Below are 20510 nucleotides of genomic sequence, written 5' to 3'. Positions count from 1 at the left end.
CCCCCCCCCCCCCCCTCAAAAAAACTTGGAAACGAGAAGTTGATGACTGGTAAGCCGATCCATGTTCTACATGTCGCGCCGAGCTTCTGGCCGGCGACGGCTTTCGGCGGCCCAATACACTCGACAAAAGCGATCACTGACGGGATTGCAGCCAATCCTGACTTTTTCGTCGAAGTAATCACTACCGATGCGGCGGATCCAAATACAACTGCTCGCCTGAAGCTTCCAGAAAACCCATTGAGGATGCCAGCGGGATATCAGGTGCGCTACTGCCGCAAACTGGTCGGCAACTCGGTCTCTGTCGAACTGCTATGGCGACTGGTGGGGGCCGTGCGCCGCGCTGATGTAGTGCACTTAACAGGGCCTTACAACTTCCCGGTAATTCCAGCCCTGATAGCCTGCCGTCTCACGGGTACGCCTATCGTCTGGTCGCCGCGCGGCGGCTTTCAGGCGACGGCACAATGGGCGGCGGTGCCGAAGCGGCGCCTTAAGGAGTTTTTCGAGAAGTTTTGCGCCAAACTCGGCCCGGATCGAATGGTTCTTCATGTGACCGCGCCAGTTGAGGCAGAGACCAGCGCCCGCAACTTTCCCCGCGCTCGCGTGGAGTTAATCCCAAATGCTATCGAGATGCCGAAGGACCTTCCCAAACGCGTTTGGCGATCAAATGGACGTTTGCGTTTGGCATTCCTGAGCCGGATTCATCCCAAAAAGGGTCTAGACCTTTTGATATCGGCGCTTGCCAGCTTACCAGAGCACGTGACCCTAGATGTGTATGGTGATGGAGATCCGGCATATCTCTCCATTCTAAACGAGCAGATATCGAAGACAGAATTGACTGGGCGGGTCGCGTTCCATGGTCATGTTGAAGACGAGGGCAAGACCGCGGCACTTACAGGCTGCGATCTTTTCGTGCTGCCGACCCATTCCGAGAATTTTGGTATTGTGGTGGCGGAAGCGCTTGCGCATGGCACTCCTGTAGTCGTTACAAAAAACGCACCCTGGGAGATGGTAGAAAATGAGGGCTGTGGCCGCTGGGTCGAGGCTTCGTCTGAGGCGCTCGCAGATGCTATAAGTGAACTTGCCGCCGCTGACCTTGGGCAACTGGGCGAGCGTGGGCGAGCATGGGTGACACGCAACTTCACTGTGGATGGCATGGTGCGTAAGTTTGCTCGCCTTTACCAAGACCTTGCTTTGAAAGCTGATCCCAAGGGAACATTGAAGGCAATGAAAACACTGTGACCTTGTCCCGTATGGTCGGTTTCCCACCGTCCGACCGGACACTTGAGTTGACCCTCACAGTCATCATCGTCACCAAGAATGAAAAGCGCCACATAGAACGTGCGCTCAACACAGTCGCAGTTTTGTTGTGCGCAGCGGATCGACAGACCGGACAGTGGAATTGGTTCGCATGAATGGAGCGGAATTTCTTGTGAACCTTTGGGTCAACTACGCAACCCAGTATTACTGGGACCTTGATTGGGTGCCGAGTAGTACTGACTGGGTCTAGAAGCGTGATGTCGACGAAATGGTGACGGCTTCTCTGGCAGAAAAGATCCAGAATAAGCTTTGCGGCTTTGGACTAGAGGTCGCGCATTTGCCCATGAACGGTTCAATTGGACTAGCTCTTCCAAAGCCATGATCGAGAGAATAGGAACGTTACGAAATGCGGCTCGATACCTACCGTGTGCCTGATGATTTTGATCGCGGAACAGGAAGTGGGAAGCAGGCCATTTGGCACGTGCTCGATGCGCTTGTTCTAGGGTCTTGGTTGCCAGGGTCGAGGTGGAGAGTATTGCTCCTGCGGGCTTTTGGCGCACGCATCGGTCTTGGAGCGGTCATCAAACCTGGTGTGCGGGTCAAGTTTCCATGGAAACTAGCTATCGGCGATCATTGCTGGATCGGCGAAAGAGTCTGGATAGACAATCTCGATTGGGTGACGCTTGGCGACAATGTTTGCCTATCTCAAGGAGTGTACCTCTGTACAGGATCTCACAATTGGGCGCGCGACAGCTTTGACCTGATTGCCAAGCCGATTAGAATAGACAATTGCGCATGGGTTTGTGCAGGGGCAGTCTTAGCCCCGGGCACGGTTGTTTCCGAGGGCACGGTCATCACTCTCGGTTCGGTATTCTCGGGGCAGGCGACTCCTTGGACAATATATGTGGGTAACCCCGCCGCCGCAGTTCGTGAGCGCCCTCGAACGGTGGAGCATATCGATTAGTTCATTTCCAATGAAATCGTCGGTTATGACAGCTGACTTTCCATTGAACCTTCTCCCAGCCATGACGGCTAAATCCGGTTTGTGTTTCCAATGAAAATTTCAGTTGTCACGGCAGTCTATAACCGTGCCGCCACCATCGGTGAAGCTCTCGCGAGTGTGCAGAACCAGACCTACGGTGACGTCGAGCATGTGATCCAGGATGGTGGATCAACTGATGGCACCCTCGATATCATCAAGCACTTTGCCACTCCCTCGACTTGTCTAGTCTCGGAGCGGGACAACGGGCTATATGACGCGATCAACCGAGGGATCATTCGTGCCACTGGCGACGTCATCGGCCTGATGCATTCGGATGACTACTTCGCTCACTCCGAGGTTCTGGACAGGATCACCAAAGCCTTCGAGGATCCCGATGTGGATGGGGTCTACGGCGATCTCGACTATGTCTCGGCTTCAGATACCAACCGGGTCATTCGGGAGTGGCGCTCGGGCTCCTACCACCCGGATCTTCTACGGCGAGGCTGGATGCCGCCGCACCCGACGCTGTACCTCCGGCGACATGTTTTCGAGGAATGGGGGCTCTATGATCCCGGTTTCCAGATTGCTGCCGATTACGACGCGATGCTGCGCTATCTGTGGCGCGGAAAAATCCGCCTCGCCTATGTGCCAGAGGTACTCGTCAAAATGCGAGTCGGGGGCGAAAGCAACCGTTCGCTCGGTCGGATCATTCAGAAGTCCCGCGAGGACTACCGTGCGCTACGCCGAAATGGAGTTGGCGGCGTGAGCACGCTTTTGAGCAAGAATACGAGCAAACTGAAGCAGTTCATCGTCAAGCGCGAGAAGGGGGTTGGATTCTGATTGTCATCCAAGTTTGGTGTTGACTTAGATTTCGGTACAGTTTCGGCGCCGCTCCTGTCAGAACGCCCAGTAACTGGGCTCTGATCAGATCGGCAACCGCCCGACCGCACAGCTGTCGCTGTACGGTCGGGCGGTTTTTCTGTTCCGTGGCCTAGCCGTCAGAACGAAGTCCCCGCAGGTTTTCGGCGATCAACGCGGCTCTACGGCTTTTCCAGACCGACAGGGCAGAACTCAGCCTCGTTTCGGTAGATCATTTGTGCTAGGATTTTGCTAGTTTCGACTAGCCAGATTTTGCCTCCGTTCGATTCCGGATTCGCATATGTAGGTTCCGGTGGTGTGAATCGGAGTGTCGATTTCTTTCAATTATTTCCCAAGCGCTTGATAACTAATTAATAAAACTTCATGTGTGGGTCCGCCCCCGGGCACCATAAAAATCAAAGGCTTAGACTTCATCCGGCTTGATGCACTCAAGTGCACGTGTAATTCGTGTGTAATCAGGCCGAATTATTCGGCTTCAGCCTGCGGATGTTGTCATTCTGTGTGCCGCTGACCCGCACTTCCAGCCGATCCATTGCGGCTTCGATGTGCGAGCCGCTTTGATGCGCGTAACCGATCCGCATATGGATCCAGCTTACTCGGACGTTTTGGCGTCTTGAAGTTTGGCTCCACAGCGCCTTCGCGCAGATACTTCCTAATGGTATTGCGAGACAAACCCGTGCGACGGGCAATCTCGCGTATCGGCATTTTGTCACGCAATGCCCAGCGTCTGATGACACTCAAAAATCCCATGTCGATCACTCCAAATCTCCCCAACCAAAAACGTCGGGGCAGTGTGTTCACATGGATCAATTCTCAGTGACAATTTATGGGCATACCGGGTCAGTTCTCAGTGACAATCAACAGCAAGCTGCTCAAATCGCCAGATCATCTCAGTTTTTGCAATGTCTGCTTTCGGGACCGGCCTGCATCTCGACCCGCTGCAGCGCCGCAAGGCGGCTCCGAGCCCAAACTGTTAAATTGATTTTCCTGCTGCGTGCGCTCGCAGTGTGGATAATGCTGCGTCAGCTTAAAATTGGTGCTGCCGCGCGGCGGGGAATACCGCCATTCGTGCGGAGTGCAGCAAGGATCTGAGCTATTTAGGTATGCGGCAGTGCATGCGTATCCATTGCGGCCTTGTAGGAACGGCTTTCATTCACAGTTTGACACAGCGAGCTGAGCTTGGGTCGTGAACTAAAGAGAGACTGTTTGTTGGCGTGCCACTCGGTCAGCATTGTGACGTAGAAATCCAGCGCGGTCACACCGCTCGCGATAAAGTAAGGATCGCCCGCAATAGCCTCTTCCATGACATCGAAAAAGGCGTCGTAATCGACAGCGGCTTTTGCGCCGACTTCCTCAATCGCTTTGCTACTGTTCGCATAGCGCTCGGGGTGCCCGAGCCGTGCCGCAGTCATGTAGCCGGAGGTGGTCATGACATTCAGCCAAAACAGAAACTCTCCACGGTTGTCGTCGCTGGGCGCCGGAGCGATCCCGCTCTCAGGATGCATCTCGCTCAGTAGTGTGACAATCGCGGCAGTCTCTCCAATCGTCCTACCATTTGCGTAGCCGAGAGCCGGTATGCGACCGGTTGGGTTTAGCCTCAAGAAATCTGCGGCGCGATGTGCGTCAGAGCCCATGTCCACATAGTGCAGCCTATATTCGGCACCAATTTCTTCAAGGACTGCCTGAACCACAATCGATCCTGCCAGGTACTCCCAATAAAGCGTGAACATGTTCCGTCTTCCCACCGCCCAGATGAATTTCCCCCCGATGCGGTGCCACCAGCGCATTCGATAACTTTCTTGACCACATCCGAGGCTCAGGAGCCTGATCTGGGTGCGGTCAATGTCATAGCATGTCAGCGCGTCTACAACACCGATCATAGCGGGATTGTTCGCCCAAATGCCGCCATCGGCGAATACGTATCCATTTCGTTTCACCGCAGCAAAGAACGTGGGCGCCGCCGCAGTGGAAAGCCCAACATCCACAATTCGTTCATACTGGTCTTTCTTGTAGTCGGGGTGGTGAGGCGTCTTGAAAACATATGGCTCACCATATCTGCCATCGAAGGACGGTATGCAGGTTGCGACAGATGAAGAGCCGAAGAGACCATCACCAAACTCTCGACGCAGCTCGTTTTCGAGGTTGGCCCGCTTGTACGGGGTGAATGCCCAGCCCGCCAAACCGCGAAGCCAACGCGTAAGACGATTTCCAGGAAAAATGAACCGGCCACGCTCAAAGTAGAGTTTGGAGATTTCCTGTGCGGATTTTCCCTGCCCAAGGCCTAACGCGATAATGCCCCCGGTCGATGTGCCCACGATCATGTCGAAGTGCTGCCCGATTGGCTCACCTCCAAGGAACCGTTTCTCGACTTCAGCCAACACCATGCAGGGAAGAATGCCCAAGATGCCGCCGCCATCGATAGATAGTATCTTGAACGGCTTCTCCGCAGGCCACGGCTGAACCGGTCTGAGAGTTTGTCTCGTTCCGTCAGAGCGTCGAGGAACGGTGTGGTCATATTCGCTATCACGCGGCATGGTTGTCGCCCTTTTCTGTCCCAATTTCCTCGTGTCGCCCACCGCCGATCCAACGCCCGGTCATTTCCCAGAACTCGTAAGCGGCGAGCCAGCGTACCGTCCAGCCAACGGTCGTTCGGCTAATGAGCATGGATGGTTCCCATTCACGAGCCTTAGGGTCGAACAAACAAAGCGGAGACAACCTGATGTCTGGAAGCTCGAAGTAAACGTGAGGGAGTGGCGACTCCTCTTCTGCGTCCCAATTTGGGGCCAGCGAGGGCCTTAGGACGCGAACTACTGGCATGCGCCGGTAAAGCTCAGTCCGCCCGGTCAGGGGCAGACCGTACTCGATGCTGATCTGAAATTGTCGATCTAGGCCCTTAATGTCGCCAAACCAGACAACGGACTGCGGTCCGAATCCCTTCGTGGGTTGGAACTGCGGCCAATCGCGCTGCATTCCGTTCACTTGTGCCAGAAGGGATTTCATCGTTTCGCAAACCGCGTGCCGTAGAATGTCGAAGGCTTTACCGCTGGTTTGGCCCGTGCGATGGTTGGGCTCATAGCAAGGCCGCCAAGCGCGCCGAAGCCATGACGACCAGTGCGAATAGCCTCACCAATCTCGCGTTCCATGTCGTCCACGACTTGTTGGCCAATGTCTTCGCCGAACATGGCCTTCAAGGTGTCGCGACGTTCGCGCAAAGTCCGTCGATCATCGAGAAGCACGCTGAGTTGTTCCAAGAACAGCTTCATATCCGCGATCATCTTTTCTTGTGCGGAGTGGTTTTCAGGCCAGCGATCAGTGAACACATCGCCGGGGCATCGCGGGTTCTCTACATGGATCAGTTCTCCCACGCTTTTCGCCCACAGCAGGCGGTCGAGGATGTGCTGCGCGATGACCTTGAGGTTCTGACCAATGGTCCGCCCTGATTCCGCGACCTCCAACGTCAGACAACTCAGCATCACAGAGGCGGGCATGCGCCCGTCCCGGGTTGCCCACCGGATGTTGCGGTTCCTTTTAATCAGTTGAAGCGCCACGGTGACCGCTGATTTCCCTCCCACGACAGTCGAGTGGGCTGGCACAGGCAAAGAGTCTGCATCCTTCTGCATGACGACCAAACCTTGATCGGCTTGGAGTGCGCGCCGAGCGTACTCCTGCTGAAACGACAGATCGACGGGGCAGGTCGAGTTGTACGCCCTCCTTGATCTGTTCGATTTCGTCGTCGTCGAATGCTGTTTCATCTGTTCCAATGTCGAAGGCGAACTGGATCAAATTTTCCAGGGCATCCGACGCAACAAAGCCGTAGGTATCCTCTTCTTCCCATCTTTCACTCAGCGATTTTGGGGGTTTGTCGGAAAATTCTGTTGGGGGTAGTTCGTCTATCAATGCGAAAAGGCCGAACAGCGAGATGGTCGCCGCATATCGTTCTTCGTAGTCCCGCCAAGCGTCGATGAAACTCGGATCGACGGGCATGGCAAACAAGGTCTTCCTTTTCCTTTCAGCCTTTCGAAGGTCGTTTCCGACCAATTCCAACTCCCGACAAAGCTCAGCGACCGTCTCGTCCGTTCGCGCCAACCTGGGTAGTTTTGCGGGCTGATCTGACGAAGCAGATTTCAGTTTTGCAAGAAGGGACATGAACCTGACGACTTCGTCAGAATCTTTGTGTTGGCCGGTCATTTCGTCATCCCCGTGATGGCGTCGACGGCCGGCGCCAACGCGTGTTACCGCCAAGCATTTTCAGCCGGTATTTGTAGTTTTCTCCCGTAGTCATCTTGTTTCTCCTGCCACCAGTAGTGCTTCTGCTAGGTCAAGCGCGTCGTCGGCCCAGTACTCGACCGGACGCGGGTGCGGCGCAAAACCCGCCATCGCCCGACAGGACATTACCGCCCGCTTCCATTCGAGTGGCACGCCCTTGCGCCCCTCGACCGCACCCAACAGCGCGCCGCAAACCGCGCCGTTCGTGTCCGTGTCGCCCCCGCGCGCCACCGTTTCGACTATGCCGTCGGTAAATGACGCCCCTCGCATCAACTGGAAAAAGGCGCTCTGAAGTGCAATCAGGACCCAGCCCATTTTGGTCGAATAATCCACTGGTGGCTTATTGAGCGCCTTGGTCAGAACTTCTCGTATGGTTCGAGCGCCGATGCTTTCCCCGGCATAGGCGGTGGCTGCACACCACATTGCCTCTCGATCACCTCCACCGACACCTGTGGCGATTGCCGCCGTATAGGCGGATGACGCCGCAACGCAAACCGGATGGGGGTGAGTAAGCGTCGTATCGCGTGCCGCATCGCGCGCCGCGAGATCCGGGCGACCTGCATGAAAAATGCCGATAGGGCTGACCCGCATGAGCGAGCCATTCGCCTGACTGCTATTCTCGGGCATTTTTCCGTTTTTCAACACTCGGATCGAGCCGCCGATAGTGTTGCCGCAGTCGAAGGGAGCCGATTCCAACCAACGAACGTAAGCTGCCGTCACATGCGCTTCGTCCCACATTCCTCGAACCACCAAACTGCGCGTCAGTGCCAGCGCAAGTTCGCTGTCATCTGTTGGTTGACCCGCAATCGTGTTGAACGGCCCGCCGCCCGCGATCTGTCTGAGCCCGCGCGGATAGATCGAGGCTATCTCCGCTTCCGACTTGAACTCCACTGCTGAGCCAAGCGCATCGCCGACGAGTTGGCCCAGCAATACGCCTTGCGCGCGGTTGAGCTGGTCGGCGAGAAGCACTCGGCGCTGGGGTATCACTCCTTTTCGCGGGATTCGCCCGACACCGACCGCCTTGCGCAGGTTTCGCTTGACGAGTTCGGAGACAATGTTGGTCGCCCCGCCAATACACCCATCGATCGGCGCACCCTCGTCGTAACTTGGCCGCCGTCCGTGCATATCCGTCATCTCGCGCCCGGCACCGATCAGAAGAGCATGGCCTGCGGCAACGTCCCAAGGCGAAAGCCTGCCAAGCGAAACCGCCGCATCCACGTCAGCCACCGCAGCCAGTGCTAGCCTGTAGGCTATGGACGGAAGAGCGATAAAGCGCGCTGGCTTGATCCGCTCGGTATTTGCCATCGCGTAATCCCCGGCTTCTTCGTTGAGTGCAACAATGGTCTCCGCAACCAGTTCCCTGTGATGCGGGGGGATTGCCACTGGATTGCCATTGCGCATCAATGAACAGCCTTGCGCCCAAGCGATCAGATCGCCGTTGTCGTCCGGTGCCGTGGGGGCAAAAACCACACCCAGAACCGGCGACCCACCGCGCAGGAGCGCCACGGAAATCGAGGATCCACGCAGCTGTTCCAAAAACGCATTCGTTCCGTCATTTGGATCAACGACCCAGATGTCCGAAGACGTGGTAATTCGGCGCCCGGTCTCTTCGCCCAGGAAACCAACGCTGTAGAGATCCAGAAGCCGGTTGCTCAGGAGGTTCTCAACAACCTCGTCCACCTCAGCGTGGTGGCCATGGCCACGCGGCCCGCCTTCGCGATGAAATTCCGCCCTGAGGAACCGCCCGGCCTCCCTCACGATCTCAATCACCCGCGGCAGCAACACTGCAACATCAACCGGCTTGCACGTTTCGCCATTCCCAGAAATCATCTTACTCGTTCCATCTGCTGAATACTTGATCACGACCATCGCAGAAAATTGGGGCAATCGGGAATTCTGCCGGAATTTTCCGCATCTCCACACGCAGCTTGAGGTCGCCATGCCAGCCAACGTCTATGTCGGATTCTACTGGACCTTGCCCGTACCTTGGGCTGCATTCACCACGCTGTCCGGTGATGTGGACGTAGCCGCCACCGAGAGCCGCACGATCCGATACCAACGAGATCTCGTTCGTCGCTGGGTCAGTGACAACAACGGCACACTTGTCTGCGAGAAAGTGTTTATTGAACTGCAACCGGACCGAGCCTCGAAATGGATAACCGGCCCCCTGAAAGAGGCGCTCGACCTTTGTCGGGATTACGGCGCAACACTCCTTTACGTGCATTTTCAGGAGCGGCACTCCTCCCGTCCGCATTCATTTCTGGATGGTGTTCTCCGTGACGATCGGGTCAACGCAATCGGCCTCTATCCCGACCCAATCATGATCGATGGCGAGGCCTTCGATCCTATTGACCATTTCCGCGGATGGCGAAAAGCAAACGATGAGCGCAAGGAACAGAAAGCTGACCTTGCACACGCTATCAATACTCAGATTCACCACCTGCGCGAGACCGGTGCGAGCTGGTCCAAAGTTGCCGAATGGCTCAATTCAAACGGTAACCGTACGCTGAACGGCAAGCCCTGGACCGCCGACAACGCTCGGAAGTTCACAAGTGGGTAAATGGGAGGTGGCGAGACCTACTGCGTTTTTCGAAAGCTCTTAACAAACACAAAACGTCTCAACTAAAAATTGTGCTATTGGGGTTTCTATGGCACTTATCGGTTTCGGCTCGGATTACGCAGAATGCGTTGCAATGTGTCAACTTCCGTGTCCCGGCTGCGGTTTGAACTCGCATCTGCCCGTACTAGGCATATCATGGGCATAACAACTGTTTACTCTGAAAATGCTGATTGGGCGTTTGGGGGGAAGGAATGATCGCGACTTTCACGCTCATGGCTGATTTTGGCTGTTTCGGCTGGTGCCACCACGGCCCGGAAGACGAAGCAAACCCTGCTCTTGGTAGCGGGATCTGGGACGGGAGCTATTGGAACGAAAAGTACGATGTCATTGATGATGATCTGCGGCGCGATCTGTGTGTTTGGCATTCGCGCTTCGAGAAAGGCTCTGTTTGGAACCACGAGGCTGCCTGCCAATTTGATTGGGCTTCATTCCATGCCGAAGGTGTTGCCCTTTGCCGCCGCCTGAAATTCGCCTTCGGGTCGGATGTAAGGGTAAGGTACGAAAAGCCAGCAGAAGATCCAGATTGCGGCGATCGGGATGTAATGCAGATAGAGGTTGATGGAACAGTGGCGCCGGTGCCGTGGGACCACGAGTTGGACAAGCAAAGATGGGCCGAGTTCGCGGAAGAAATACGAAGACAACTCGAAGCTGACTGACGCAGGTTAGCATGATCACGATTGACGCTCCTGCAGGGTCATGACGCATTGCGCTTCTCCCTGACCCGTCTCAGCCCATCGTAGCGGTCCACGTTGGCCTTGGGGGCCGTTTCCAGCGCCAGTGCCTCTGGCGGGTCGACGTCGGGTAGATCGGTGTGCTTCTTGTCGATCAACCGGTGCAGCAGATTCAGGATATGCGTTTTGGTTGGCACCCCAGCCTCCAGCGCCAGTTCGACGACGCGTAGAACGGCCTCACCCACCACTGTGAGATCGTCGAGACCGGCAACGAGCGATGGCGCATCAAGAACCGCGCATAGCGCCAATCCGAAACCCCGCAGGCCCGCCGCCGCTGCGCTACGTGAGGGCTACGCAGCGCCGGGCCTGCTCAGCACAAACGGTGTCACTTTTGGGATCTGAAGCAGATTTGGTGCAGCCCAACCTGCTAAGCGCTATATATCGGCAGGCTTTGGAGGAGGTTGCCGATGGCGTCAAAGTTTTCACGGCGGGATTTCCTGCCAGCGGGTCTCAAGGCCAACCAGGTTGAGCTTGTCGGGAACACGGTCCGGATCCACTCGCGTTCCGCCAAAGCCACGGCGGCGTGCCCGCGCTGCGGCACGGCTTCACGCCATGTTCACAGCAGTTACCGCCGACGGCCTGCCGATCTTCCTGCGCATGGCCGGAAGGCGGAACTGGTCCTGGTGGTTCGCCGCTTTGGCTGCCGTGCTCTGCGTTGCCCAGCCAAGATATTTTTGGAGCGATTTCCACCGGACGTGACCCGGCCGCATGCGCGGCATACCTCCCGTCTGCAAGGACTGGTCCGGCACCTCGGCCTGGCACTCGGCGGACGTCCGGCACAGGCGTTCGCCGCACGGCTCCTGCTGCCAGTCAGCAAGGATACTTTCCTCCGAAGCATCCGGGACACGGCTGACCGACCGGTTTACGGACATGGTACGCAATGCTCGCGAAGATGAGTTGGAAGGATGGCTGAATGAAGCGGAGGACGGGCTGCTCGGTGCCTTTGCCCGCGGGCTACGACGAGATCAGGCAGCCGTCGCCGCGGCGCTTCGGGAACCATGATCGAACGGGCAGACTGAAGAGCAGATTAACCGCCTCAAGACGCTCAAACGCCAGATGTATGGAAGGGCGAACATCGACCTGCTCAAAGCCCGGCTCGTTCAAGCGCTCTGATCTGAGGGAGGCCGAAGTTGCACCAAAACTGAGTCAGAGCCAACTTTGGATGCCGATAGGGGGTCAAAGTTCAATGCCGATTAGCATTTATGGCCGTGTGGCGGCGCAAGCCTGCCGGCAAGGTCACGGTGCATTCCGACCAGGGCGCCCAGTTCACCAGCCGGGAGTGGCAGACGTTTCTCCGCCAACACAATCTGGAACCCAGCATGAGCAGGCGTGGAAACTGCCATGACAACGCGGTTGCCGAAAGCTTCTTCCAACTGCTGAAGCGGGAACGGATCGGGCGACGCACCTATCCGGCACGCGACGACGCCAGACGGACGTGTTCGAGTACATCGAGATGTTCTACAACCCGAAACGCAAGCACACGAACAACGGCATGCTGTCGCCCGTTGACTTCGAAGAAAGACAGCTCAAACTGAAACAGGCAGGTGTCTAGGAAACCAGGGGCACCTCACTCGCCGTTGTAATTGCTTGTCCCCATGTCGGCCTCCTTGCCTCAAAGTCAGGGGGCAAGGCGTCTACAAAACTAGGGGCACCCCACTAATAAACAGGGTATCGATGCATATTCTCAAGGAACCTCTTTTCCATTTCTTTCTTCTCGGCCTCGCCATTTTCGGCTGGTTCGCCTACCTGAATCCGCAACAGCCCGGGGAACCCAGCCCAGATGTGATCGTTGTTGATGAGCAGGACATCAACCGCTTGAACTTGCGGTTTCAGGCCGTTTGGCGGCGACCGCCGAGACCGGATGAACTTGACGCTCTGATTGATGACCTCGTCAGACAGGAAATTCTTGTCCGAGAGGCGCGCGCGCTTCGAATGGATCAAGGCGACAGCGTCGTCCGCGGCCGGTTGGTGCAAAAGATGGACTTTCTGATCGCCTCCGTCGCACAGGCGGCAGAGCCGGAAGATGCCATCCTGATCGAACATATCGAGAAATTTCCGGATCGCTTCACGCAGGCGGGAAAACTGGCGTTCAAGCAGATTGCTCTGGGCGATAACCCCGTCCCCGAGACGGTCGAACAGACGCTGGTGTCATTGAAAGGTGGCGAAAATCCGGACAAGTTTGGCGTTTCGAGCCTTTTGCCCACCTCCGTTCCACTGTCTCATGCGAAGCAGATAGACGGCATTTTTGGTCGCGGGTTCTATGCGGCGTTGGAAGACCTCCCGGAAGGGGAATGGGCCGGACCTGTTCGGTCCGGTTATGGTTTCCACATGGTTCTTGTCGAGGAAAAGGAAGAGCCGAGACTCCCTGCGCTTGAAGAGATCAGGGAAGATGTCCTGTTTGACTGGCGCCGCGAATTGACGGAAGACCTGAAAACGGCGCGTTTCAATGAACTGAAGAGCCGGTACGAGGTGATCACTCCGGAACCGGGCCAGCCCGCAGAGGGGCCTTCGGAATGAAACTGCACCGTTTCCTGTTCAGCCTGCTTCTCCTGGTGATGCCGCTGGGGCCGGCATATCCCCACGCCTTGGAGCCCGGTTACCTGGATATCCGTCAGCTCACGCCGGAGTCCTGGCAGGTATTTTGGCGCAAGCCGGATGTGAAAGGCGCCCCCATGGCCATCCGAGTGGAATTGCCGGATGGCTGTGATCCTTCGTCGGAACCGAAAGTGGATTTCGACGGTTCTGCCTGGATCGCCAGCTGGATTTCGGTTTGTCCAGACGGGATGAGTGGAGGGGAAATCACGATCGAAGGCCTCGCGATGCAGCGCACCGACGTCCTTGTGCGGCTTCAGGCACTGAGCGGTGCGGCGACCACGGCCCGTCTGACGCCGCAGGAGGCGTCCTTCCTGGTGCCGGTGGATCCGACGACATTCGAGGTGCTCAACAGCTATTTCGTCTTGGGCTTCGAGCACATACTGGAAGGCTGGGACCATCTGCTGTTCGTTTTCGCCCTTTTGATCCTGATCCGCGATGCTTGGCGCCTGGTCGGTGCCATTACTGCCTTTACGGTGGCGCATTCGATTACCCTGGCATTGGCCGCTCTGGGTCATGTCTCGGTTCCCGGGCCGCCCGTCGAGGCAGTCATTGCCTTGTCCATCACCTTCCTCGCGGTGGAAACGCTCAAGCAGCGCGATGGCCAGGAGCGGTTATCCGTGCGATCGCCTTGGCTGGTCGCCTTCGGCTTTGGCTTGTTGCACGGGCTGGGATTCGCCGGTGCTCTGCGCGAGATCGGCTTGCCCGAGGGCGATATCGCTGCGGCCCTGCTGGCTTTCAACCTTGGCGTCGAAGCGGGGCAGTTGACCTTTGTCAGTTTCGTTCTCGCCGGTGCCGGATTGCTACGTTACGCAGTGCCGCGCGTGATGGTGCACTGGCAAAGGCCCGACAGCGGCGCAAAGACGGCGACGGCATATGCCATCGGCTGCGTGTCGACATTTTGGCTGGTGGAACGGTTGATGTCTTTTTAGTCAGGATATGGGGCCTGCTCGGTTTGACAGGGGGCGTCGTCGGTCTTGACGCGGCCCGAAGCCACCACGCCCGTCGTGTCCCGGAACAACGAACCGGTACACGCTGGCTGCAATGAGGTTCAAAAGTCGGACCGGTTCAATGCATTCTAGGAAACAAACTCCTCTTGCCGCGCCTTCGCTGGCTGGTTCGCCTCGGCTTGGGCGGCGGTGACGGCGATCATGTGGAGGATGTCCTCGGCCGAGCATCCGCGCGAGAGGTCGTTGGCGGGTTTGTCGAGGCCCTGCAGGATGGGGCCGATGGCCTCCGCGCCGCCGACGCGCTGCGCGATCTTGTAGGCGATGTTGCCGCTTTCGAGATTGGGGAAGATGAAGATGTTGGCATCCCCGCCCAAAGGGGAATCCCCGGCCTTTGAGGCAGCGACGTCCGGGACGAAGGCGGCGTCGAACTGCAACTCGCCATCGATCAGCAGTTCCGGCACGGCGGCCCGGGCCATCTCGGTGGCGGTGACCACCTTGGACACTGAATCGTGGTTCGCACTGCCGCGGGTCGAGAACGACAGCATCGCCACGCGCGGCACGTCCCCGATCAGGGCGGCGAAACTGTCCGCCGAGGCCAGCGCGATCTGCGACATTTCCTCGGCCGTCGGGTCCACCACCAGACCGCTGTCGGCAAAGATATGCGCGCCCTTTTTCACATGATGCATCTGGCAGAACAGCATCAGGAAGAAACTGGAAACAAGTTTCGACCCCGGCTTCGGACCGATCACCTGGATCGCGGTGCGCACGATCTCGGCGGTGGTGGCGACCGCGCCGCCGACGGTGCCGTCGGCCAGCCCCCTCTTGACCAGCAACGCGGCATAGACATGCGGCTTGCGCGCCTCGCAGATCGCCTGTTCCAGGGGCACGCCCTTGTGCTTGCGCAGCTCGTAGTAGAGCAGCGCAAGCTCGTCGAGCAGCGGCGACTGCGCCGGGTTGTGGATTTCGACGCCCTCATCCGGCTTGGCCTTGGCGAAGGCGTATTGGCACAGGATGCCTTCTTCGCGGCCCACCAGAACGATGCGGGCGATGCCCTGTCTGCGCGCCTCGATGGCGGCCTGCACCACCCGCGGGTCGGCGCCCTCGGACAGCACGATCTTTTTCTGCGAGCGGGCGGCGTTGCGCAGAAGCATTTCCAGCGGTTTCATGGCAGGTCCTTTCAGTGGTGCAGCAAGGCGACGCCCGTCAGAACGAATAGGGCGATGAAGACCGTTTCGGCGACGATGAGGATGATGGCCTGGCCGCCGACGTCGAGAATGCGCTTGAGCGAGGTTTTCATGCCCACGGCGGCGATCGAGATCAGCAGCGCCCAGCGGCTCAGGCTGGCCATGGCCGCCGAGACCGCCGGCGGGATGAGACCCAGCGAGTTCAGCGTGGCGAAGGCGAGGAACCCGACCACGAAGAGCGGCAGGATGGGCGGGCGCTTGCCGTCTGCCAGCCCGTTCCCGGCATGGCGACGCACCAGAATCGAGATCACCAGCACCACCGGCGCCAGCATGGCGACCCGGATCAGCTTGACCAGGGTCGCGACCTCGCCGGTCTGGTCCGACACCGAGAAGCCCGCGCCGACCACCTGCGCCACGTCATGGATGGTGCCGCCCAGAAACACGCCCGAGATCTCGTGGTCGAAATCGAAGGTCTCGGTCAGGATCGGGTAGACGATCATCGCGACGGTTGACAGAACCGTGACCGACAGGACGGTGAAGATCAGGTTGCGCTCGGAATGCTCGTTCTTCGGCAGCACGGCCGAGATCGCCATCGCCGCTGAGGCGCCGCAGATCGCCACCGAGCCGCCGGTGAGCAGCCCGAACCGCCAGCCGCGCCTCAAGAACCGTGCGCCCAAGAGCCCGAACAGGATGGTCGCGATCACGCCGGCAATGACCACGGCGATCAGCTGCGGGCCAAGGCCGATCATCAGTTCGACGCTGATTCGAGCCCCCAGAAGCGCCACGCCGAACCGCAGGACGGTGCGGGCAGTGAACTCGATGCCCGGCTTGCACACGCCTTCCTCGGCGAGGAAATGAAAGGCGATCCCCAGCAGCAACGCCATCAGCATCGCCGGTGCGCCATAGTGTTCCGACAGAAACTGCGCCGCGATGGCAACTACCACCGACACCAGAAAGCCGTGACCGACCCCGGACAGAAATTTCGGCAAGCCGCCGGCAGCAGCGATGGATGACACCATGAGAAAACCCAATCTCCTCTGTCACGCGCTTTCACGTATGGCACGCATGGCTTGTGTGTTGGCCCGGCTTCAAGCTGACACGGCGTCGAACAACGCGGTCGATGAGCCTTGTTCCGGCAGCCGCGCCGAAGTTTTCATTGAGGGTCACCTTCCGCCCGTCTGCACGCATCCCCGGCGACGCTATGGGTGGATTTGGTTTTCGGTTAGGGCCAGTGGAGAAGCCGATTTAAGTCCAATTCGAGAGGTGAAGTTCGGCTGCGTATCCCCTTGTCGGTGACATGACCGAAAATCACGATGGTCAAGACATTCGGGTCTCGGCCAGAGTGAAGCAATCAGCGCCCCGCATTTTCGGTTTGTGCATTGCTGCAGCCAGACCGATCACATGCAACTTGACGGCCCCCACATGCGCCCATGTCTGTTTGCCTTGTGCTTTGGGGCAGAGTCTCCTACACGGCGATCATCCGCACATTGTATTGAAATTGCTCGAAATGCCTTTTTGAGCTGCTAGAAAACAAAGAACGGCCAGATTGAAGCCTATTGTCGGAACAGAGCTGTTCCTGCGAAAGGAGTAGAGAGTGAGAGTTGAACGCACTTCCATACCCGATGTCCTGATTATCTCGCCGAACCGTTTCGGTGACGATCGTGGGTTCTTCAGCGAAAGCTGGAACTTCCGGCGTATGAGTGAACAGGGGCTGGGCATCCAGTTCGTTCAGGACAATCACTCGTTTTCGGTCAAGGCGGGCACGGTCCGCGGCCTGCATTTTCAATCTCCGCCCCACGCCCAGGCCAAGTTGGTCAGATGTGGCAGGGGGCGGCTGTTCGACGTGGCCGTGGACATCCGGCGGGGCAGCCCGACCTACGGAAAGTGGGTCGGCGTGGAGTTGAGTTTCGAGAACGGAAAGCAGCTCTTGATCCCGGAGGGCTTCTTGCACGGTTTCGTAACGCGCGAGCCGGACACCGAGATCATATACAAGTGTTCCGACTACTACGCCCCGGAGTGCGACGGCGCGGTTCGCTATAACGACCCGTCCATCGGTATCGATTGGAAACTGGGGGACACGGTGCCCACGCTGTCCGAAAAAGACGCGGCCGCCCCCTTGTTCAGGGATTTTCAAAGCCCGTTCGAATTCGAGGGATCAAAGGCATGAAAATACTCGTGACCGGCGGGGCCGGGTTCATCGGGTCCGCGGTTGTCCGCCTGGCGATTTCCCGTGGACATCAGGTCGTCAATCTGGATGCGTTGACCTATGCGGCCTGCCTGGACAACCTGGCCAGCGTCGCGGACAGCCCCAACTATTTCTTCGAGCAGGCGGACATCCGTGACCGGGCGGCGGTGGACAGGGTTGTTTCCGAACATGCACCGGATGCCATCATGCACCTGGCGGCCGAAAGCCACGTCGATCGATCCATTGATGGGCCCGAGGACTTCGTGGATACCAACATCAAGGGCACCTACAACCTGCTTGAGGCGGCCCGCGGATATTGGGCAAGCTGTGGCAAGCCCGACGGATTCAGGTTCCACCACATCTCGACCGACGAAGTATTCGGCTCTCTCCCCGATGATCCGGCCCTGCTGTTCACCGAGGACACGCCATATGACCCGAGATCGCCCTATTCGGCCTCGAAGGCCGCAAGTGACCACCTGGTGCGCGCCTGGCATGAAACCTACGGATTGCCTGTTGTTTTGAGCAACTGTTCCAACAATTATGGGCCGTATCATTTCCCGGAGAAACTGATCCCCGTAACCATCCTGAACGCGATCGGCGGAAAGCCCCTGCCGGTCTATGGCGACGGGTCGAACATACGCGACTGGCTTTATGTCGAGGATCACGCCGACGCGCTTCTGCTGGTTGTCGAAAAGGGGCGAATCGGCCGGTCCTACAATATCGGCGGGGGCAACGAGCGCTCCAATATCGAGCTTGTTCGCACGCTCTGCGCCATTCTCGATGAACTGCGCCCCAAGGCCGACGGCAGTTATGCCGACCAGATCACCTTCGTGACCGACCGACCGGGCCATGATGCGCGATATGCCATTGACGCAAGCCGCATCAGGCGCGAACTGGGCTGGACCCCTGCGGTCACGCTGGAGGACGGGCTGCGGAAGACCGTGGAATGGTATCTGAACAACGAGGCATGGTGGCGGCCACTGCAACAGCGCAAAGGTGTCGGCGTGCGTCTCGGAGAAAAAGTGTGAAGGTACTTGTTTTCGGAAAAACCGGCCAGGTCGGTCTGGAGCTGCAACGGCGCCGGGGCGAAATCGATCTCGAAGTCGTCGGGCGCGACGAGGGGGACTTCACGGATCCCGCAACCTGCGTGGAAAAGGTCGAAGGCACTGATGCAGATGCCATCGTCAACGCAGTTGCCTATACAGCGGTAGACAAGGCCGAAGATCACGAAGACGTTGCGCTGCTGATCAATGGCCAGACGCCGGGCGCATTGGCCCAAGCCGCTGCGAGACGTGGTCTGCCATTCGTGCACATCTCCACCGACTACGTTTTCGACGGGCAAGGCAACAAGCCCTATTCCGAAGATCACGCGACCGGCCCACTGGGAGCCTACGGCCGCAGCAAGCTGGCGGGCGAAATGAAAGTACGCGCGGCAAACGGGCCGCATGCCATTCTGCGCACATCCTGGGTCGTCTCTTCGCATGGCGGCAATTTCGTGAAGACCATGCTGCGTCTCGGGGCAGAGCGCGACCAGTTGACCGTCGTTGCAGATCAGATCGGGGGGCCGACATGCGCCGCGAGCATTGCCGATGCCTGCCTGACATGCGCCAGACAGCTTGTCGAAGACCCGGGCAAATCCGGTACATACCATTTCTCCGGCCAGCCGAATGTCAGCTGGGCCGATTTCGCGCGGGAGATTTTTCGGCAGAGCGGCATGGAGTGCAAGGTCGTCGACATTCCCAGCAGCGACTACCCGACGCGGGCCAGCCGCCCTTTGAATTCCCGACTGGACAACAGCAAGATTGAAAGGGTCTTCGGCATCCGAAGTCCGGACTGGCGACAAGACCTGGCAGAAATATTGAAGGATTTGGGAGTTTCGAAGGCATGACGAACCGAAAGGGCATCATTCTCGCAGGCGGGTCCGGAACGCGCCTTTTTCCCATTACCATCGGCGTCTCAAAGCAGCTGCTTCCGATCTACGACAAGCCGATGATTTATTACCCGATCAGCGTTCTCATGTTGGCCGGCATACGCGAGATCGCCATCATCACGACGCCCCACGACCAGGACCAGTTCAAACGCGCGCTGGGCAATGGCAACGATTGGGGGCTGAACTTTACATATATCCAACAACCCAGCCCGGATGGCCTGGCGCAGGCCTACCTGCTGGCGGAGGAGTTCCTCGATGGTGCGCCGTCGGCGCTGATCCTTGGCGACAACGTCTTTTTCGGGCACGGTTTGCCCGAGATTCTGGCGGCAGCAGACAGGCGGGAGCGCGGCGGGACGGTATTTGGTTACCGGGTCTCCGATCCGAATCGCTATGGCGTGGTCGGCTACGATGCCCAAGGGCGTGTTACCGAGATCATCGAGAAGCCGGAAAATCCCCCTTCGAACTATGCGGTGACGGGGTTGTATTTTCTGGATGAAACCGCCCCCGAGCGCGCCCGGAAAGTCGAACCCTCGCCACGGGGGGAACTCGAAATCGTCGATCTTTTGCGCAGTTACCTCGACGAAGGCGAGTTGGACGTACAGCAGATGGGCCGCGGTTACGCGTGGCTGGATACCGGCACCCACGGCAGTTTGCTGGACGCTGGCAATTTCGTGCGAACGCTGTCCGAACGTCAGGGCCAGCAGGTCGGCTGCCCCGAAGAAGTTGCGTTCAACAAGGGTTGGGTATCCAGGGAGAAGCTGGATGAGTTGGCTTCTCGCTACAAAAAGACCAACTATGGAGCGTATCTTTCGGAAATCCGGAAAGGTAGCTAGCCTGTCGCGTTTCAAGACCACGCTTTTTGCCCCTCATATGGATGCCAGCCGTGACCGAGTTAACAAAGCGGGCCATTCTTGAGCAGATCGAGAAACAATGC

18 protein-coding genes and 4 pseudogenes are annotated in these 20510 nt (G+C 58.1%); 13 read left to right on the top strand and 9 right to left on the bottom strand.

What is annotated here, in order from left to right:
• The 3 genes from AVO45_RS06230 to AVO45_RS06225 all read left to right on the top strand — a co-directional run.
• Nucleotides 1-1239: glycosyltransferase (locus AVO45_RS06230; RefSeq protein WP_240482082.1), on the top strand; the 1239-nt coding region annotated here is incomplete at its 5' end.
• Nucleotides 1240-1663: 424 nt separating this feature from the next.
• On the top strand, nucleotides 1664-2221 hold the full coding sequence (locus AVO45_RS19355) for a WcaF family extracellular polysaccharide biosynthesis acetyltransferase (protein WP_082688688.1): 558 nt from the start codon (nucleotides 1664-1666) through the stop codon (nucleotides 2219-2221).
• A 90-nt stretch (nucleotides 2222-2311) separates the two neighbouring features.
• Nucleotides 2312-3079: a glycosyltransferase family 2 protein gene (locus tag AVO45_RS06225; RefSeq protein ID WP_068345069.1), complete on the top strand. Its 768-nt coding sequence runs from the start codon at nucleotides 2312-2314 to the stop codon at nucleotides 3077-3079.
• A gap of 606 nt (nucleotides 3080-3685) precedes the next feature.
• On the opposite strand, the pseudogene AVO45_RS19350 reads toward AVO45_RS06225, so the two are convergent.
• The 6 genes and pseudogenes from AVO45_RS19350 to AVO45_RS06205 all read right to left on the bottom strand — a co-directional run.
• Nucleotides 3686-3868 (bottom strand): annotated as a pseudogene (locus tag AVO45_RS19350) (helix-turn-helix domain-containing protein); the annotation flags it as partial.
• A gap of 347 nt (nucleotides 3869-4215) precedes the next feature.
• Nucleotides 4216-5652: a CBASS cGAMP-activated phospholipase gene (locus AVO45_RS19685; RefSeq protein ID WP_157770118.1), complete on the bottom strand. Its 1437-nt coding sequence runs from the start codon at nucleotides 5650-5652 to the stop codon at nucleotides 4216-4218.
• Nucleotides 5642-6118, bottom strand: coding sequence for a type II CBASS E2 protein (locus AVO45_RS06215; RefSeq protein ID WP_068345068.1), 477 nt, complete (start codon nucleotides 6116-6118; stop codon nucleotides 5642-5644). Before AVO45_RS06215 ends, AVO45_RS19685 begins: the two co-directional genes overlap by 11 nt.
• A complete protein-coding gene (locus tag AVO45_RS06210) occupies nucleotides 6115-6606 on the bottom strand; it encodes a hypothetical protein (RefSeq protein ID WP_157770117.1) in 492 nt (163 codons plus the stop codon). Before AVO45_RS06210 ends, AVO45_RS06215 begins: the two co-directional genes overlap by 4 nt.
• A gap of 40 nt (nucleotides 6607-6646) precedes the next feature.
• Nucleotides 6647-7306: a hypothetical protein gene (locus AVO45_RS19680; RefSeq protein ID WP_157770116.1), complete on the bottom strand. Its 660-nt coding sequence runs from the start codon at nucleotides 7304-7306 to the stop codon at nucleotides 6647-6649.
• Nucleotides 7307-7396: 90 nt separating this feature from the next.
• Nucleotides 7397-9253 carry an inositol monophosphatase family protein gene (locus AVO45_RS06205; protein ID WP_205627860.1) on the bottom strand — a complete coding sequence of 619 codons (1857 nt, stop codon included), beginning with the start codon at nucleotides 9251-9253 and terminating at the stop codon, nucleotides 7397-7399.
• On the opposite strand from AVO45_RS06205, the gene AVO45_RS06200 reads away from it, so the two are divergent.
• Complete coding sequence (locus tag AVO45_RS06200) at nucleotides 9240-9944, top strand: hypothetical protein (protein ID WP_157770115.1); 705 nt, start codon at nucleotides 9240-9242, stop codon at nucleotides 9942-9944. The genes AVO45_RS06205 and AVO45_RS06200 overlap by 14 nt on opposite strands.
• Before the next feature lie 251 nt (nucleotides 9945-10195).
• Nucleotides 10196-10660, top strand: a complete 465-nt coding sequence (locus tag AVO45_RS06195) for a hypothetical protein (protein ID WP_068345065.1) — start codon at nucleotides 10196-10198, stop codon at nucleotides 10658-10660.
• Nucleotides 10661-10698: 38 nt separating this feature from the next.
• On the opposite strand, the pseudogene AVO45_RS06190 reads toward AVO45_RS06195, so the two are convergent.
• Nucleotides 10699-10914, bottom strand: a pseudogene (locus AVO45_RS06190) (IS21 family transposase); the annotation flags it as partial.
• Nucleotides 10915-11142: 228 nt separating this feature from the next.
• Between AVO45_RS06190 and AVO45_RS20005 the strand changes: the two are divergent.
• The 4 genes and pseudogenes from AVO45_RS20005 to AVO45_RS06165 form a co-directional block, all read left to right on the top strand.
• Nucleotides 11143-11577: pseudogene (locus AVO45_RS20005) on the top strand (transposase family protein); the annotation flags it as partial.
• A gap of 360 nt (nucleotides 11578-11937) precedes the next feature.
• A pseudogene (locus AVO45_RS19340) lies at nucleotides 11938-12287 on the top strand (DDE-type integrase/transposase/recombinase); the annotation flags it as partial.
• A 122-nt stretch (nucleotides 12288-12409) separates the two neighbouring features.
• Entirely contained in the window at nucleotides 12410-13252 is an 843-nt protein-coding gene (locus AVO45_RS19335) for a peptidylprolyl isomerase (protein ID WP_082688687.1), read from the top strand.
• Entirely contained in the window at nucleotides 13249-14259 is a 1011-nt protein-coding gene (locus tag AVO45_RS06165) for a HupE/UreJ family protein (RefSeq protein WP_068345059.1), read from the top strand. Before AVO45_RS19335 ends, AVO45_RS06165 begins: the two co-directional genes overlap by 4 nt.
• A 146-nt stretch (nucleotides 14260-14405) precedes the next feature.
• Here AVO45_RS06165 and pta read toward each other — a convergent pair whose 3' ends face one another.
• A complete protein-coding gene (pta, locus tag AVO45_RS06160; protein WP_068345058.1) occupies nucleotides 14406-15443 on the bottom strand; it encodes a phosphate acetyltransferase in 1038 nt (345 codons plus the stop codon).
• 11 nt (nucleotides 15444-15454) lie between these two features.
• The gene (locus AVO45_RS06155) at nucleotides 15455-16480 is read right to left on the bottom strand and encodes a YeiH family protein (protein ID WP_068345057.1); all 1026 of its coding nucleotides are present in this window, start codon (nucleotides 16478-16480) and stop codon (nucleotides 15455-15457) included.
• A gap of 575 nt (nucleotides 16481-17055) precedes the next feature.
• Here AVO45_RS06155 and rfbC point away from each other — a divergent pair.
• From rfbC to rfbA, 4 genes are read left to right on the top strand one after another with little or no spacing between them, the layout of a single operon-like run.
• Nucleotides 17056-17628 carry a dTDP-4-dehydrorhamnose 3,5-epimerase gene (gene rfbC / locus AVO45_RS06150; RefSeq protein WP_068345056.1) on the top strand — a complete coding sequence of 191 codons (573 nt, stop codon included), beginning with the start codon at nucleotides 17056-17058 and terminating at the stop codon, nucleotides 17626-17628.
• Complete coding sequence (gene rfbB / locus AVO45_RS06145) at nucleotides 17625-18674, top strand: dTDP-glucose 4,6-dehydratase (RefSeq protein WP_068345055.1); 1050 nt, start codon at nucleotides 17625-17627, stop codon at nucleotides 18672-18674. Before rfbC ends, rfbB begins: the two co-directional genes overlap by 4 nt.
• Nucleotides 18614-19534, top strand: coding sequence for a dTDP-4-dehydrorhamnose reductase (gene rfbD, locus AVO45_RS06140; RefSeq protein WP_240482081.1), 921 nt, complete (start codon nucleotides 18614-18616; stop codon nucleotides 19532-19534). The genes rfbB and rfbD overlap by 61 nt, the downstream gene beginning before the upstream one ends.
• Nucleotides 19531-20409 (top strand): glucose-1-phosphate thymidylyltransferase RfbA, encoded by an 879-nt coding sequence (rfbA, locus tag AVO45_RS06135; protein WP_068345053.1) that lies wholly within the window; start codon nucleotides 19531-19533, stop codon nucleotides 20407-20409. Before rfbD ends, rfbA begins: the two co-directional genes overlap by 4 nt.
• Nucleotides 20410-20510 lie beyond the last annotated feature (101 nt).

This window comes from Ruegeria marisrubri (assembly GCF_001507595.1).
GTDB lineage: Bacteria > Pseudomonadota > Alphaproteobacteria > Rhodobacterales > Rhodobacteraceae > Ruegeria > Ruegeria marisrubri.
This window is presented reverse-complemented; position numbering and strand designations above follow the sequence as displayed.